Here is a 14,091-nt window from a genome sequence, read left to right on the forward strand (position 1 = left end):
ATAAGTAAACAGACAATTAAAAAAACATTATAAGAAATGAGTTTAGAAACAAACAACCTTTTTTCTATTGAGAAAGTAGAAAAATCAAAAATAGCATCAGTTGACTTCGAAAACCTGAAGTTTGGTTCTGTATTTACTGACCACATGCTAGTATGCCACTACAAAGATGGTAAATGGGGACAAGTAGAAATCAAACCTTATGGACCAATGTCTTTTGCACCTTCAACAAATGTGTTCCACTATGGACAAGCTATCTTTGAAGGAATGAAAGCATACAAAGATGTAAATGAAGATGTATGGTTATTCCGTCCACGTGAAAACTGGGCTCGTTTCAACAAATCTGCAGAACGTATGGCTATGCCACATATCGACGAAGAAAGATTCGTAGATGGATTAAAAGCACTAATCAACCTTGATAGAGATTGGGTTAAACAAGGACAAGGAAATGCTTTATACATTCGTCCTTTTATGATCGGAACTCATGAAGGTGTAGTAGCTGGACCTTCTAGCGAGTTTATGTTCTGTATCATTTGTTCGCCTGCACGTACATACTACTCAGGAAAAGTAAAAGTTCAAATCGCTGAGCACTATAGCCGTGCTGCTAATGGTGGTGTTGGTTATACTAAATGTTCTGGTAACTATGCTGGACAATTCTACCCAACTAAATTAGCTCAAGAAGCAGGATACCAACAAGTAATCTGGACTGATGATGCTACTCATACTAAACTAGAAGAAGCAGGTACTATGAACGTATTCTTCAGAATTGGAGATACTTTAATCACAGCTCCTACTAGTGAGAGAATCTTAGATGGTGTGACTAGAAAAAGTTTGCTTGACATCGCTAAGAGCAAAGGAATTAATGTAGAAGTAAAATCTATCGTAGTTCAAGATTTACTAGATGCACATGCTAAAGGTGAATTAAAAGAAATCTTCGGAGCAGGAACTGCAGTTACAGTAGGACAAATCGAAGGATTTGCTTTCCAAGATAATTACTATGGATTACCAGAAGTGAGTGATGAGAACTCTTTTGCAATTCAATTAAAAACAGCTCTTCAAGGAATTCAACAAAAGAATATTGAAGATACTTTTGGATGGACAGAAAAAATCTAATCTAAAGTTTCTTTTATCATATTAAAAAACGGCAGTAATTCTGCCGTTTTTTTTATCTACAATCTAACTCTTTTGACTATTTTTGCTAAAAAATAATTATGTTTACACCTGGACAACTTAAGTTTGCTATATTTTTCATTATTGCTTTTACCATAGTAATGATTATCATGTATAGAAAAGATATAAAACTACACCGTATCTATTACAAAAATAGACTATGGGTCTTAGTTGCCTTTTTATCATTTATAGGTTCTTTATTTATTTTAAAAAACTTTTTGAAGTAATTCATATAGCTCTAAATTGTTATGAAAATTCTAAAGTATTTCTCTCTTTTACTACTATTAGCATTAGTTTCTCTTTTTGTATTCATACTTACTCAAAGTCCCGAATATAAAGTAGAGAGAACATTCACTGTGGATGCTCCTAAAGAAATAGTCTATAATTATATCAATGATTTAGACAATTGGACTGATTGGATGACTTCCCAAAAGTCTAATAATGGAACTTACCAAATAGAGTTAGAAAATTTAGGATCTTATCATATAAGAGCAGAATATAGCCATCCATACGATAGCTTATCTCAAGATATTTTAAATGACAATAAGATTTCAAATATTATTTGGAGATTAAAAGGTCAACAAAATAAAACACAAATTACTTTTACTTTTAATGGGACTTTAGACCTGCAAACAAAGTTTACTTCTTTTTTTAAAGGATCACCTAACCAAGTAGCTACTAATAGTCTTAACAAAAACATAGATGCTTTTATTGTTTACTTTATTAAACAGTATAAAGAATATGAAGTAAAACTAGATGCAGTCAAGTCAACTCCTAGTATCGAATACCTATACCTAGAAGCTTCTTCTTCTATAGGAACATTAAATGAAGACTTATTAGCCTTAAATAAGGACTTATCTGATTTTTGTTCTACTAACCAAATAGAAATAGCAGGAGATCCCTATTTGATATTGAACAATTCGAAAGCACAAAACACGCTTACTTATCGATTTGCCTTACCTATTAAAGGGAATATATACTTATACGAAGAAGAAAAGTATAAAATAGATAAACTTGATAAACAGAGTTATTTTGAATCAACACTAATCGGTTATTACACATTCTTACCAGAGGCAATGCGTAAGACAAGAACAGAGATTAGTGATAAAGAATTAAACATTCTACCTGATGAACCTATTATCTTACTGCTTAAGAAGTCTGTTATTGACTCTAGATTAGCAGCAGAATGGGAGACTATAATCAAAGTACCTATTGAGAAAAAAGAAGTTCCAATCCCTACTCCTGTTTATCAAAATAATACAAACAGTAACAATACTCATGAAGTAAATACTGAAACAGAAAACAAAGAGGAAATAACCAATTCTACTATATAAAAAAAGAGGCTTTAAAATAAAATTTAAAGCCTCTTTTTTTATCTTAATTCTGGATTATCTGCTATTATCTGTTTAGCTCTTTCTAAATCTTCTGGTGTATCTATTCCTATCCCTAAATGCTTTGTAATAGCCATTTTAATACGCTTACCATACTCTAAGTATCTTAGTTGCTCTAACTTCTCAGAAGCTTCTAAAAACTTCATTGGCAAAGTTGTAAACTCAAGCAAAGCTTCTTTTCTAAAAGCATATACCCCTATATGTTGATAATACTGTACTTTCACTTCCTTATCTCTAGGGTAAGGAATTACAGAACGAGAAAAGTATAGTGCTGTATTGGTATCATCCACAACTACTTTTACATTATTAGGATTCTCTATTGTAGCCCATTCATTAATTGGAGTCATTAAAGAAGCTAAATCTACTTGCTTAGCCTCATCTCTCTGAAATATATCAATTAGCTTTTCTAAATTCTCTTTACTAACGAAAGGCTCATCTCCTTGTACATTAATAACAATATCGGCCTCTATATCTTTTACAGCTTCTGCTATACGGTCACTCCCACTCTCGTGTTCTTTAACACTCATCACAGCTCTTCCCCCATGATGGATAATTTCATTGTAAATCAACTCTGAGTCTGTAGCTACAAATACATCATCAAAAAGCCCTGTTGCTAATGTTGCTTCATAAGTACGACGGATAATAGTTTTCCCTGCTAAATCTTCCATTAACTTTGCAGGAAAACGGGTAGATGCATATCGAGCTGGTATTACTGCTATAACTTTCATTTTAATCTTTTTTAGTATTCAAATATACTATCTTGTTATTAATAATAATTGGGTAATGTTAAACTATTTTATCTATCAGTCTTGAAGAAAATATTCATCTTGAAAACCGATTAGATACAATTTATCTTTAGCACGAGTCATTGCTGTATATAACCATTTTACGTAATCTTCTGTTATTCCATCAGGTAAATAAGGTTGTTCAATAAATACCGTCTCCCACTGACCACCTTGTGACTTATGACACGTAATGGCGTATGCAAACTTAACCTGCAAAGCATTAAAATATTCATTCTCTTTTAATTTCTGCATTTTTCGGTACTTGGTTATCTCATCTTCATAATCTAACAACACTTCATTATACAGTTTGTTCATCTGATCATAAGTAAGAGCAGGTGACTCACTAGTCAGAGTATCTAAAAATATCATAGTATCAAAAGGAGCCATATCAGGGTAATCAATCATTCTAATTCGTACAGAAGCAAATCTAAACCCATACAACTCTATTGTTCTATAGATTTGTAAAACTTCAATAATATCGCCATTTGCTATAAAGTCAGTTACAGTTGAGTCTTTAAGCCAAAAGTAATTATTCTTCACAACCATCAATAAATCACCTGCTGATATCTCGCTATCCTTATCTAGAATACGAGCTCTGATCTGCTGATTATATGCATTCGCACGTTTATTAGAACGCACAATGAAAGTAGTCTCTTCTGGCCCACTGTTTGAATATGATGAATAAATAGCATCCTGAATATCATAACCATCTATTAGGCGAATAATATCTTTAAACCCTTGTAATTGAAACTGAAAAGTATCTGCAAAATAAGACCCGATTGCCAGACGTAGTTCTGTGGCATTATATAGAATTCCTGAATCAACTTCTTGTCGCATTACTTCATCTAATTCTATATGCTGAATATCCATATCATAATTAAATCGAAGCTGGTCTATATCTAATGCTGGACTAATATTCATTCCTACTGGAGGTAACTGAGCTGTATCCCCTATTAAAATCAACTTACAATTAAAACCAGAATACACATAATAAACTAAGTCGTCCAATAAAGATCCATGTGGATACATAGAGGTATCTCCTGCACTAGCATCTCCTATCATAGAAGCCTCATCTACTATAAATATCGTATTTCGATTTCTATTATGACGCATGGTATATTGAAAAGTACCTCCTGTCTTACTAGGCTTAGGATAATAAATATTCTTATGAATGGTAAAAGCAGATCGATTAGAATAATTACTGATCACCTTAGCTGCGCGTCCTGTAGGAGCAAGCATCACAGAGAACTTATTAACGCTTCTCAATTCATTAACTACTGTAGATAACAATGTAGTTTTACCAGTACCCGCATATCCTTTTAATACAAACAATTCATCTTGTGTATCATTTGTAACAAAATCAGCAATCTTCTGAAGAAAAATGTCTTGCTTTAAAGTTAAATCATAAGGAAATTTCTGACGGAGTAGTTTATAAAACTGTTGACCTATCATAGTTGTATATTCTTTTTTATCTATTGTATGCCAAAGATACTAAGCTTTTTATCCCTTGACTAGAAGATTGCAATAAAAAAGTGTAATTTTGCCTATATTCGAAATTCATATTTTAAACTCACGATGTCAAAGAATTACCATAAACTTTTAATACAAGTTTCTTTAAATAAATTCTCTTTTGCTATTAAAGACAAATTAGCACATGAGATTATTCACTTTGCATCTGAAGCTATTTCTCAAACTAAATCTATAGAGGAACAATTAGACAAAATTTTTCAAAAGCATATAGAATTAACAGAAAGATACGATGAAGTAATTGTACTACATGATAATACACTTAATACATTTATCCCAAGAAAACTATTCAATGAAGATTCTATGGGGTATTATCTACAGTATTCAACAAAAGTGTTTTCTACAGACTTCTTTGCTTTTGATGAATTAGAAAGTAGTGCTATTAATAATGTTTATATTCCTTATGTCAATATCAATAATTATTTAATTGATAAATTTGGAAGCTTTACTTACCACAACATTAATACATTACTAGTAGAGATTTTACTAAAAAAGTCAAGTAAAAATACTGAAAAAGAAGTTTATGCTTTTTTACAAAAAGATCACTTTGAATTAGTAGTAGTCAGTAATGGAGAATTACTTTTTTTTAATTCATTTCAATGCCAGACTGCACAAGACTTTATTTATTACATCTTGTTTACTTATGAACAATTAGAATTAAATACAGAGTCAAACCCACTTTACTTGATTGGAAGAGTAGATACGGATGACTCATATTATGAACAAGCATATACCTACATTCGAGAAGTCAGTGTAGTAGATAATAATTTTTTTATTAGTGATGATCTTTTATTACATCATCAAGTACCTAAACAATATTACATTTTATTCCATTCATGAGAATTATATCAGGAAAACTAAAAGGAAGACGTATTTCGCCCCCTAAAAATCTACCTGTCCGCCCTACAACGGATATGAGTAAAGAATCTCTATTTAATATTCTAAATAATCACTTTAATTTCAGTGAACTAACCATATTAGACCTATTCGCAGGTACAGGAAACATCAGTTATGAATTTGCTTCTAGAGGAGCTGAATCTATCGTAAGTGTAGATGGTGATATGGGTTGCGTTAACTTTATAAAGAAAACAGCAAAAGAACTAGATCTTAATATTATCCCACTAAAGTCTGACGTTTTTAAATTTATAGAGAAGCATCAGGCTTCTTATGATATCGTTTTTGCCGACCCTCCTTATGATTTTACCCAAGAACAATTTGAGAAAATACTAAAGGATATTTTTGAGAAAGGACTTGTCGATGAGCAAGGTATGGTTGTTATAGAGCACTCTAAGTTCACAAAAATGGACCATTTAGAACATTTCTCTTTTGAAAAAAACTATGGTGGCTCTGTATTTACCTTCTTTGAATACGAACTAGAAGATGAAGATGAGGAAGACGATGATGAATAAATCTCATACTAACATATAAAAAAAGGACTATTATCTAAGATAATAGTCCTTTTTTAGTACCTCATAGATACTAAAAATAAAGAGTAAACCTATAAGCCGGATTCTGTAAGTACCGAAGTACCCCCTTATCATTTATCTCGGCTATCAATTACTCGATAGCTCTATCTGCCTACCCCTAAAGCATCGGGCGGGCACCCTCAAACGCTAAATATACATGACATTTCACCGCATAGAGTTTACCTGGTTTCACTACAGCATTACCTGTACATACTTTCTGTTGCACTTGTCCTCTTGGCAAGCCAAGGATGGGCGTTACCCATTATGCCTCCCTATGGTGTCCAGACTTTCCTCTATTTTCATTACTGAAAGTAGCGATAAGGCAGTTTACTCTCTGCAAAAGTAATTCATTTCTCACAACACAAAAAATTATTTACTAGTATTATTTTACCATTTTAGAACTAATGACATTAAATAACTCCTTATTCTTTAGTAAAGAAATACTTACCTAGCTTAATAAAAGAATAAATATAATTTTAAAGAAAATTTCTCTTCTTAATAATCTGCTTTTTTGGCATAAAATTATATCGTTCCTCTACTACATAAATAAGGGTTAGTAAACTATTTTGCTTACTTTTGTGTTCATACTTTTTTAAAAACTATTCAAAAGTGAGTTTTATAAAAATTACAGAACAATCTTCTAATTATGATAATCTAGACAAGATGTCTATCCAAGAATTATTGTCTAATATCAATCAAGAAGATCTTTCTGTTCCCTTAGCTGTAGAAAAAGCAATTCCTCAAATAGAAAGGACAGTAACACAAGTTGTTTCTAAATTAAACAATGGAGGAAGACTATTCTACATTGGAGCAGGTACTTCAGGACGATTAGGAATCCTAGATGCTTCAGAATGCCCTCCTACTTATGGAGTATCACCTGATTTAGTTATTGGGATCATTGCCGGAGGAGATCACGCCATTAGACATGCTGTAGAAAATGCAGAAGACAATCCTTTACAAGGTTGGTTAGATTTACAACAGTATAATGTCAATTCAAAAGATATTGTCATTGGTATCGCTGCATCTGGTACTACTCCCTATGTTATTAAAGCATTAGAACAATGCCAAAAAAATAAAATCACAACAAGTTGTATAACTTGTAATCCTCAAAGTCCTCTTGCTGAAGTAGCTGATTATCCTATAGAGGTGGTCGTAGGACCTGAGTTTGTAACAGGTAGCTCTCGTATGAAAGCTGGTACTGCGCAGAAACTCGTTCTTAATATGATCTCAACTAGTAGTATGATACAAATTGGTCGAGTAAAAGGCAATAAAATGGTCGATATGAAAATGACTAATGCTAAACTACAAGAAAGAGGAATACAAATGATTATAAATGAATTAAATATAGACTACACTATCGCTAAAGGGCTTTTAGACCAATATCAGAATGTCCGCTTAGCAATAGAAAGTTTTAAATCAACTAAATAATGGAAGAACCACAAACTGATCGAAAACTGTTGAGCAAAGGTGTAAAATACTTAATGATTACTTTACCTCTTATGTTTTTAGGCCCTATCGTTATCCATAGTTCTTTAAAAAATCAAGCTCACCCTTTTTTCTATCCTATACTTATTTTAGGATGTTTAATATGCTTAACTTCTATGCTATTATTTTTTAAAGGATTACAAACTATTATAAAATCACTTTTTGGAAATTAAAAACATGAAAACTAAACTACTTTACTTTTTACCTTTTTTATTTTTATTAGTCTCTTGTTATAATCAAGAAAGAAATTGTGCTAAATTTAAAACAGGTAAATTCGAATTTACTGCCGAAATTAATGGAGAAAAGAAAGTTTCTACTTTCATTAGAACTGAAGAATTAGAAATAGAAACATTCGAAGGTAAAACAGATAGTGCTGCTATACGTTGGGTAAACGATTGCGAGTTTATCTTAGAGAAACTTAATCCTAAAACTATGGCTGATAAAAAGCCTGTTAGCATTAAGATAATTACTACAGACGGAGATCTATGTACTTTCGAATATGGGTATGTAGGAGATGCAAGAAGAGAAAGAGGAACTATTAAAAAAATAGCTGATTTATAATCTAATCCACAACTAAATACTATGGAAGTATTTTTAACTGCAGATGCTATAGTAGCATTTATTACATTGACATTCTTAGAAATTGTATTAGGAATAGACAATGTTATCTTCATCTCAATCGTCACAGGTAAACTACCTGAAGAACAACGCAAAAAAGCAACAAAAATAGGGCTGTTTTTAGCCATGTTTATGCGTATTGCATTATTATTTGGTGTTACATGGCTTATCGCTATGAAAAAACCTTTATTTAGTATCAATTGGAGTTGGTTTAGCGCAGACTTCAATGGACAAGCATTAATCTTATTAGGTGGAGGTATCTTCTTGATTTATAAATCGACCAAAGAGATACATGAAAAAGTAGCTCATGTGCATGATCATCACCCTATAGATGAAGCTCCTAATGCAAAAAAAATAGCTACTAAATCATTTAGCAACATTATCATGCAGATTTTAATGATTGATATTATATTCTCTGTTGATAGTATTCTAACAGCTGTAGGTATGACTAATGGCTTACAAGGAGCTCTATATATTATGATTGCTGCAGTTATTGTTTCTGTTGGAGTGATGATGTTGTTTGCTATACCTGTAGGTAACTTTGTGAATAAGAACCCTTCTATTCAAATTCTTGCACTTTCCTTCTTAATATTGATTGGATTTATGCTTACTACAGAAAGTATGCACATCTCACATGCTGTATTAGCTGGACAAGAAATAGGAGCTGTACCGAAAGGTTATTTATATTTCGCTATTGCATTCTCGTTAGCTGTAGAGTTTATCAATATGAAACTACGCAAAAAGAGCAATCCTAGTACTTAAATAACATCACTTATATAAAACAAAAAACTCCTTCAATTGAAGGAGTTTTTTGTTTTATATTATTGCTTAGATTCTAAATAACGTTCAGTTACAAAATCAATATCTTTAATAGACTTTCTAGCCCAATCAATTCTTTTTGCAAGTATTTCTTCTTCCTTTAACCTCCACTCAACATCTGAGTTCCTTACTCTCGTAGTTAGATTCTGAATAATAATCGCAGCTGACACTGATATATTCAAACTTTCTGTAAAACCAACCATTGGTATTTTAATATAAGCATCTGCCTGTTCTATAATTTCAGGAGACAGTCCATTTTTTTCTGTACCAAAGAATATAGCAGAAGGCTTACTAATATCAAAGTCTTCTAAATGATTTGCTTCTACATGAGGAGTAGTTGCCACAATCTGATAGCCCTTCTTCCTGATATCTTCAATGGCTGTAGGTATAGATGCATAACGGTGAATATCTACCCACTTCTCAGCACCTAAAGCTATTTCTTTATCTATACGCTTTCCAAATTTTTGTTCTATAACATGTAAGTCTTGTACACCAAAAACCTCACAACTACGCATTACAGCACTCGTATTATGCAATTGATATACATCTTCAGCTACAACAGTAAAATGATTTGTACGATCCTTTAAAACTTCTTTAAAACGCTCTACTCTATTTTCAGTCAAGAAAGTCTCTAAGTATTCTAAATAATCAACGTCCTGAAATAGCTTATTTGAAATATTCATTATATATTTATTTTTAAGACAATTGCAAAGGTAAGAATATTATGGAAAAAAAATTAGTCGTCCTTTCAGGCGCAGGAATGAGTGCTGAAAGTGGTATTAAAACATTCCGAGATGCTGATGGATTATGGGAAGGTCATGACGTTATGCAGGTAGCTTCACCTGAAGGGTGGCAACAAAACAAAGAACTAGTCTTGCAATTTTATAATGATCGCAGACGCCAACTATTAAGTTGTCAACCGAATAAAGCTCACAACATTCTAGCTCAATTAGAACAACACTACAATGTAAGTATCATCACTCAAAATGTAGATGATCTTCACGAGCGTGCAGGATCTAATAATATTATTCATTTACATGGAGAACTATTGAAAGTGCGTAGTGAACAGAATGAAAAACTAATATACCCTTGGACAAAAGATCTCTTAGCAAATGACTCTAATGAACTCGGTCATTCACTTAGACCACATATAGTTTGGTTTGGAGAAATGGTTCCTGAACTAGAGAAAGCTATTCCATTAGTAGAAGAAGCAGATATCATCATCATCATAGGAACCTCTATGCAAGTATATCCTGCAGCCTCACTAATATCTTATGCTAGATCAGATGCTCAAGCCTATTATATAGACACGAACCCAGCGTTAGTTCAGCATACACCTTGCTCACTAACCGTTATTAAAAATACTGCTTCAGAAGGGCTAAATTCGATACTAAATGAACTAATAAAAAAGACACAATAATTTGTTAGAATTAAAAAAGGTACTACTTTAGAGTTCTAAACAATTAACTAATCAATTTTATGAAAAAACTTTTTTTATTCCTTATTACCTCAATCTCTTTGAGCGTTGTAAGCTGTTCTAGTGATGACAATAGTAAGAATGACCCAAAACCTACAGGATACCCTGAGCAAATAAACAATGTTGATTTCTCAAATAAACAACCTGGGGATACAGCTATTTTAAAAGGAAAAGGTTTTGATGAAAGTAAAGCTGGAGAATACACAATCAATTTTACTAAAAAATTACCAAGTAAAAAAACAAATGCTGAAAAAGGAACTCGTGCATTACAACCTGGAGCATCAGACACACCAACTCCTGCATATATTTTCAAAGTAACACCAACAGAAGTACACTTTGAAATCCCTAAAGATGCAGGTAATGGAAGAGTAGACTTCATCTATAAAAACTACATAACACCGATAGGTACTTACCAAGTTAAATAACATAAAAAAGGTCTCAAAAAATATTTTTGAGACCTTTTTTATTTAAAAGAGAAAGCCTTTAGACAATGTCTAGAGGCTTTTTACTACTCTTTGTTATAAGTTTTACTTTGTAAACTGAACAACTACCTTGTATGAACCAGCAGTAATTGGTGTATATAACCCTCCACTACCTAAAGAAAAATCTAGTAATCCTCCATCATACTTAATATCTGTAATACCTACAGTTATCAATTTTCCTTCTAAACTATACAATTTGATATCAAAAATGTTAAGTGCTTTAATACCTACTTCATCAGGAAATTCTACACCAACAACCTCAGCGTCTAGAGAGTTAACAGTTGCTGTGCTTGAAAACACATTAACTACTTTACCTTCATACTTAATATTTGTTTGTGTAATGGCACTACTAATATTATAACTAACAGCTTCTTTAAGTTCTTTTATAAAGTTTTCATTCTTTAATATTTCACGAAGCGTTTCTGTTATATTAATAATCTTTTTTTCTCTCTTACCTGTCGTATTATTGATTACATAAGAATATAAAACATCTTCAGTAACAGCATTTCCATCTTCATCATGATCACCATAAAATACATTACCTCCTTCTGTCAAAAACTTATTTACTGTTTCTTCAAAAATTTGTTGTACCTCTTGATTATTAGTAATGGTTTTCTTAACATCTCCAGTTATATCAAGATAAAAAGGAATTTGCTTTCCATCTTTATCTCTCTCTTCTCCTAAATACTCATAAAAAATCTGACCTTTCTTCAACTTTGTCTGGTCATAATTTAAAGATTTAACTAATTCTGGTTTTTGCCCATCAGCAATAACTTCTCCTCTATTAATTAAAGATTTTGTTTCTGCCTTTTGGATTACATTCGTTAAGTCAACAACCTCAGAACTAACAACGTTATCTTTATCATCTTTAACTAATGTATAAAATTGCTCTTTATCAAAATCATACAACACGACAGAAGTTCCTTTCAAAGATTCTCCAGGTTTAGTTTGATTAATAAGTTGATTAATGACCGCCCAAATTTCTTCTAGAGATTGATTACTATTGTTATCTCCAATTAGCTTTAAAATTTCACTTCGTGTTGTTAATCTATCCCAAGATGTACCAGACCACACATAAAACCCTTCAGATTTTCCAGCAAGATCTTTATCTTGTAAATTAGGATTAGGATTAATATTAAATACAACTAATCCTTTAATCTTTAAGTCTCCTTTTTTTCCAATAACAGGATCTAATTCATTCAAATCTTTTAAATGAACTCTTGGAAAAAGCCCCCCTCTATCCTTAGCGTGTATGTCTAAGACAGTACTCTCAGAAGGACTTAGTGTACCAACCCCTACTTGGGCATGTCCTATATAGGACATACCAAATAGAGCAGCACATGCTATTAAATACTTTCTCATAGTGCTTAACTTTTTTTATTATTGTTTTGTTGCCCCAAGATATTCAAAAACAACCTCATATTTATCATTAGGTAATGGATAATAACTGTTTCCAACACCAAAAGCAAATCTAAATTGATTATCACCAGGTGAAGTTACATCTGTAACTGTAGTGAATAATACTTGTCCATTTTTATCTAATACTGATGCTTTAAGTAATCTACCAAATTTATCAGCTTTATTCTCAACCCAAGAACCTTTCTTAGTTGCGTCATCTACTACAAATTTCATTGGTTTAGTAACTACATAAGTATTAGCAGCTAATTCAGAATCATAACCATCCGCATGGTTAACAAGTATCTCTGCAGTACCTTTATATACAGTATATCCATTGATAACTTCCCCAGTAGGTACATTAGTTTCTGTAGTCACTACAACTTTTGTTTTCTCATTGATTAACTCTGTTACTTTATCATTAGTTTTAATCGTTTCGATTATGTTTTCACTAATATCAATTGGTTTTTTTGTAAATGTTCCATCACCATTATCAATTAAATGATATAACACGAATTTACCATCACCTGTAGTGATTTCACCATAGTAAACATTACCTCCTTGAGTCAAATATCTATTTAACTCGTCTTTGATATCTTGATGATTAAATGAATTTTTAACCTCTTCTGTAATATTTAAATAATAATTTACAGGCTGCTGATTAGCATCTAATTCTTCAGATTTGTATTTAAATAGTATTTGACCTTCTTTAAGAGTTCCTAATGTAGCATCTGTATAAGTTCCCTCTTTCCCAGAAGCGTCAACAATCGTTTTCTGAATATTAGTTTTTGTTTCTAAAGTATTGAAATTCACTTCAGTTTTACCATTAGTTTTGTCAATATAGTATAACTTAACTTCATTATTAACTACTTCAGCAAAAACATTCCCTTCAGATTTAGTAATAAATTTATCAATAAACTTACGATTATCATTAAATACTTGTTCTAAGTTAGAACTTACAGTACCTACTACGTCGATTTTAAATCCTGAAGTAAAAGGAATCCCCTTAACTGGGTCATTAATATCTTTAATATCATTTCCAGCAATTAACCAGGCGTTAACTGCATCTTCATTGAAATAGTAATAAGCTTTTACTACTTCAACTTCAGTTTTACCAGTTTCATCATTTGGATCTTTTATTTTATGCATCTCTGCTTTCATAAAAGTTTTAGTCTCAGATAAGGCGATTAACTCAGCAAATGTAATTGCTTTTTGAGTATACCCTCCGCTACCATCAGGAACTAAATAAGAAAACTCTCCTTTACCATTTGCTCCTCCAGTAGGATTAAAAGCAACTAAATAACTTAGGTTAGCACCATCTACTATATTAGTTATCTTTTTTATTTCTGTATCAACATAATTCTTAACTTCATCTATTTTTTGATTTAATACAGATTCTGAAGTAATAAGTTCCCATTTACTTTCTGCAGGAGTCGTAGTATTATTAGTCCAATAATAGAATCCTTTTGCAGCAGTACC

At 31.9% G+C, this 14,091-nt stretch carries 16 protein-coding genes and 1 other RNA gene; 11 read left to right on the forward strand and 6 right to left on the reverse strand.

Features of this window, described 5'->3' with window-relative positions; all coding sequences use genetic code 11:
• The first annotated feature begins 36 nt into the window (after positions 1-36).
• From MODO_RS14380 to MODO_RS14390, 3 genes are all read left to right on the forward strand, one after another.
• The gene (locus MODO_RS14380; RefSeq protein ID WP_006258483.1) at positions 37-1,110 is read left to right on the forward strand and encodes a branched-chain amino acid aminotransferase; all 1,074 of its coding nucleotides are present in this window, start codon (positions 37-39) and stop codon (positions 1,108-1,110) included.
• 98 nt (positions 1,111-1,208) lie between these two features.
• Entirely contained in the window at positions 1,209-1,394 is a 186-nt protein-coding gene (locus MODO_RS19635) for a hypothetical protein (protein WP_006258484.1), read from the forward strand.
• Positions 1,395-1,415: 21 nt separating this feature from the next.
• Positions 1,416-2,501, forward strand: coding sequence for an SRPBCC family protein (locus tag MODO_RS14390; protein WP_006258485.1), 1,086 nt, complete (start codon positions 1,416-1,418; stop codon positions 2,499-2,501).
• 38 nt (positions 2,502-2,539) lie between these two features.
• On the opposite strand, the gene kdsB is transcribed toward MODO_RS14390, so the two are convergent.
• Positions 2,540-3,286: a 3-deoxy-manno-octulosonate cytidylyltransferase gene (gene kdsB / locus MODO_RS14395; RefSeq protein WP_006258486.1), complete on the reverse strand. Its 747-nt coding sequence runs from the start codon at positions 3,284-3,286 to the stop codon at positions 2,540-2,542.
• Positions 3,287-3,361: 75 nt separating this feature from the next.
• Positions 3,362-4,795 carry an ATP-dependent DNA helicase gene (locus MODO_RS14400; RefSeq protein ID WP_006258487.1) on the reverse strand — a complete coding sequence of 478 codons (1,434 nt, stop codon included), beginning with the start codon at positions 4,793-4,795 and terminating at the stop codon, positions 3,362-3,364.
• Positions 4,796-4,918: 123 nt separating this feature from the next.
• Between MODO_RS14400 and MODO_RS14405 the strand changes: the two genes are divergently transcribed.
• Positions 4,919-5,710: a DUF3822 family protein gene (locus MODO_RS14405; protein ID WP_006258488.1), complete on the forward strand. Its 792-nt coding sequence runs from the start codon at positions 4,919-4,921 to the stop codon at positions 5,708-5,710.
• On the forward strand, positions 5,707-6,279 hold the full coding sequence (locus tag MODO_RS14410) for an RsmD family RNA methyltransferase (RefSeq protein ID WP_006258489.1): 573 nt from the start codon (positions 5,707-5,709) through the stop codon (positions 6,277-6,279). Before MODO_RS14405 ends, MODO_RS14410 begins: the two co-directional genes overlap by 4 nt.
• A gap of 76 nt (positions 6,280-6,355) precedes the next feature.
• Here MODO_RS14410 and rnpB read toward each other — a convergent pair.
• Positions 6,356-6,670, reverse strand: an RNA gene (rnpB, locus tag MODO_RS14460) — RNase P RNA component class A.
• 275 nt (positions 6,671-6,945) lie between these two features.
• Between rnpB and murQ the strand changes: the two genes are divergently transcribed.
• The 4 genes from murQ to MODO_RS14430 are packed head-to-tail and all read left to right on the forward strand — an operon-like array spanning position 6,946 to position 9,201.
• On the forward strand, positions 6,946-7,764 hold the full coding sequence (gene murQ, locus MODO_RS14415; RefSeq protein ID WP_006258490.1) for an N-acetylmuramic acid 6-phosphate etherase: 819 nt from the start codon (positions 6,946-6,948) through the stop codon (positions 7,762-7,764).
• Positions 7,764-7,994 carry a DUF6095 family protein gene (locus MODO_RS14420; RefSeq protein ID WP_006258491.1) on the forward strand — a complete coding sequence of 77 codons (231 nt, stop codon included), beginning with the start codon at positions 7,764-7,766 and terminating at the stop codon, positions 7,992-7,994. Before murQ ends, MODO_RS14420 begins: the two co-directional genes overlap by 1 nt.
• Before the next feature lie 4 nt (positions 7,995-7,998).
• On the forward strand, positions 7,999-8,382 hold the full coding sequence (locus MODO_RS14425; protein ID WP_006258492.1) for a hypothetical protein: 384 nt from the start codon (positions 7,999-8,001) through the stop codon (positions 8,380-8,382).
• A 21-nt stretch (positions 8,383-8,403) separates the two neighbouring features.
• Positions 8,404-9,201 carry a TerC family protein gene (locus MODO_RS14430; protein WP_006258493.1) on the forward strand — a complete coding sequence of 266 codons (798 nt, stop codon included), beginning with the start codon at positions 8,404-8,406 and terminating at the stop codon, positions 9,199-9,201.
• A gap of 59 nt (positions 9,202-9,260) precedes the next feature.
• Here MODO_RS14430 and MODO_RS14435 read toward each other — a convergent pair whose 3' ends face one another.
• Entirely contained in the window at positions 9,261-9,941 is a 681-nt protein-coding gene (locus MODO_RS14435; protein ID WP_006258494.1) for a TrmH family RNA methyltransferase, read from the reverse strand.
• A gap of 41 nt (positions 9,942-9,982) precedes the next feature.
• Between MODO_RS14435 and MODO_RS14440 the strand changes: the two genes are divergently transcribed.
• Together MODO_RS14440 and MODO_RS14445 are read left to right on the forward strand one after the other, a co-directional pair.
• Positions 9,983-10,678: an SIR2 family NAD-dependent protein deacylase gene (locus MODO_RS14440; protein ID WP_006258495.1), complete on the forward strand. Its 696-nt coding sequence runs from the start codon at positions 9,983-9,985 to the stop codon at positions 10,676-10,678.
• A 59-nt stretch (positions 10,679-10,737) separates the two neighbouring features.
• Complete coding sequence (locus MODO_RS14445; RefSeq protein WP_006258496.1) at positions 10,738-11,160, forward strand: hypothetical protein; 423 nt, start codon at positions 10,738-10,740, stop codon at positions 11,158-11,160.
• Between the two features lie 102 nt (positions 11,161-11,262).
• Here the strand turns inward: MODO_RS14445 and MODO_RS14450 are convergent, their stop codons facing one another.
• The gene (locus MODO_RS14450; protein ID WP_006258497.1) at positions 11,263-12,579 is read right to left on the reverse strand and encodes a phage tail-like protein; all 1,317 of its coding nucleotides are present in this window, start codon (positions 12,577-12,579) and stop codon (positions 11,263-11,265) included.
• An 18-nt stretch (positions 12,580-12,597) separates the two neighbouring features.
• Positions 12,598-14,091: hypothetical protein (locus MODO_RS19390; RefSeq protein WP_059051239.1), on the reverse strand; the 1,494-nt coding region annotated here is incomplete at its 5' end.

The organism is Myroides odoratimimus, assembly GCF_001485415.1.
In the GTDB taxonomy this organism is placed as follows: Bacteria; Bacteroidota; Bacteroidia; order Flavobacteriales; family Flavobacteriaceae; genus Flavobacterium; species Flavobacterium odoratimimum.

Excerpts from the sequence above, each read along its gene's own strand:
- MODO_RS14380 (WP_006258483.1), top strand. The coding sequence starts at position 37 with ATGAGTTTAGAAACAAACAACCTTTTTTCTATTGAGAAAGTAGAAAAA.
- MODO_RS19635 (WP_006258484.1), top strand. The coding sequence starts at position 1,209 with ATGTTTACACCTGGACAACTTAAGTTTGCTATATTTTTCATTATTGCT.
- MODO_RS14390 (WP_006258485.1), top strand. The coding sequence starts at position 1,416 with ATGAAAATTCTAAAGTATTTCTCTCTTTTACTACTATTAGCATTAGTT.
- kdsB (WP_006258486.1), bottom strand. The coding sequence starts at position 3,286 with ATGAAAGTTATAGCAGTAATACCAGCTCGATATGCATCTACCCGTTTT.
- MODO_RS14400 (WP_006258487.1), bottom strand. The coding sequence starts at position 4,795 with ATGATAGGTCAACAGTTTTATAAACTACTCCGTCAGAAATTTCCTTAT.
- MODO_RS14405 (WP_006258488.1), top strand. The coding sequence starts at position 4,919 with ATGTCAAAGAATTACCATAAACTTTTAATACAAGTTTCTTTAAATAAA.
- MODO_RS14410 (WP_006258489.1), top strand. The coding sequence starts at position 5,707 with ATGAGAATTATATCAGGAAAACTAAAAGGAAGACGTATTTCGCCCCCT.
- MODO_RS14420 (WP_006258491.1), top strand. The coding sequence starts at position 7,764 with ATGGAAGAACCACAAACTGATCGAAAACTGTTGAGCAAAGGTGTAAAA.
- MODO_RS14425 (WP_006258492.1), top strand. The coding sequence starts at position 7,999 with ATGAAAACTAAACTACTTTACTTTTTACCTTTTTTATTTTTATTAGTC.
- MODO_RS14430 (WP_006258493.1), top strand. The coding sequence starts at position 8,404 with ATGGAAGTATTTTTAACTGCAGATGCTATAGTAGCATTTATTACATTG.
- MODO_RS14435 (WP_006258494.1), bottom strand. The coding sequence starts at position 9,941 with ATGAATATTTCAAATAAGCTATTTCAGGACGTTGATTATTTAGAATAC.
- MODO_RS14440 (WP_006258495.1), top strand. The coding sequence starts at position 9,983 with ATGGAAAAAAAATTAGTCGTCCTTTCAGGCGCAGGAATGAGTGCTGAA.
- MODO_RS14445 (WP_006258496.1), top strand. The coding sequence starts at position 10,738 with ATGAAAAAACTTTTTTTATTCCTTATTACCTCAATCTCTTTGAGCGTT.
- MODO_RS14450 (WP_006258497.1), bottom strand. The coding sequence starts at position 12,579 with ATGAGAAAGTATTTAATAGCATGTGCTGCTCTATTTGGTATGTCCTAT.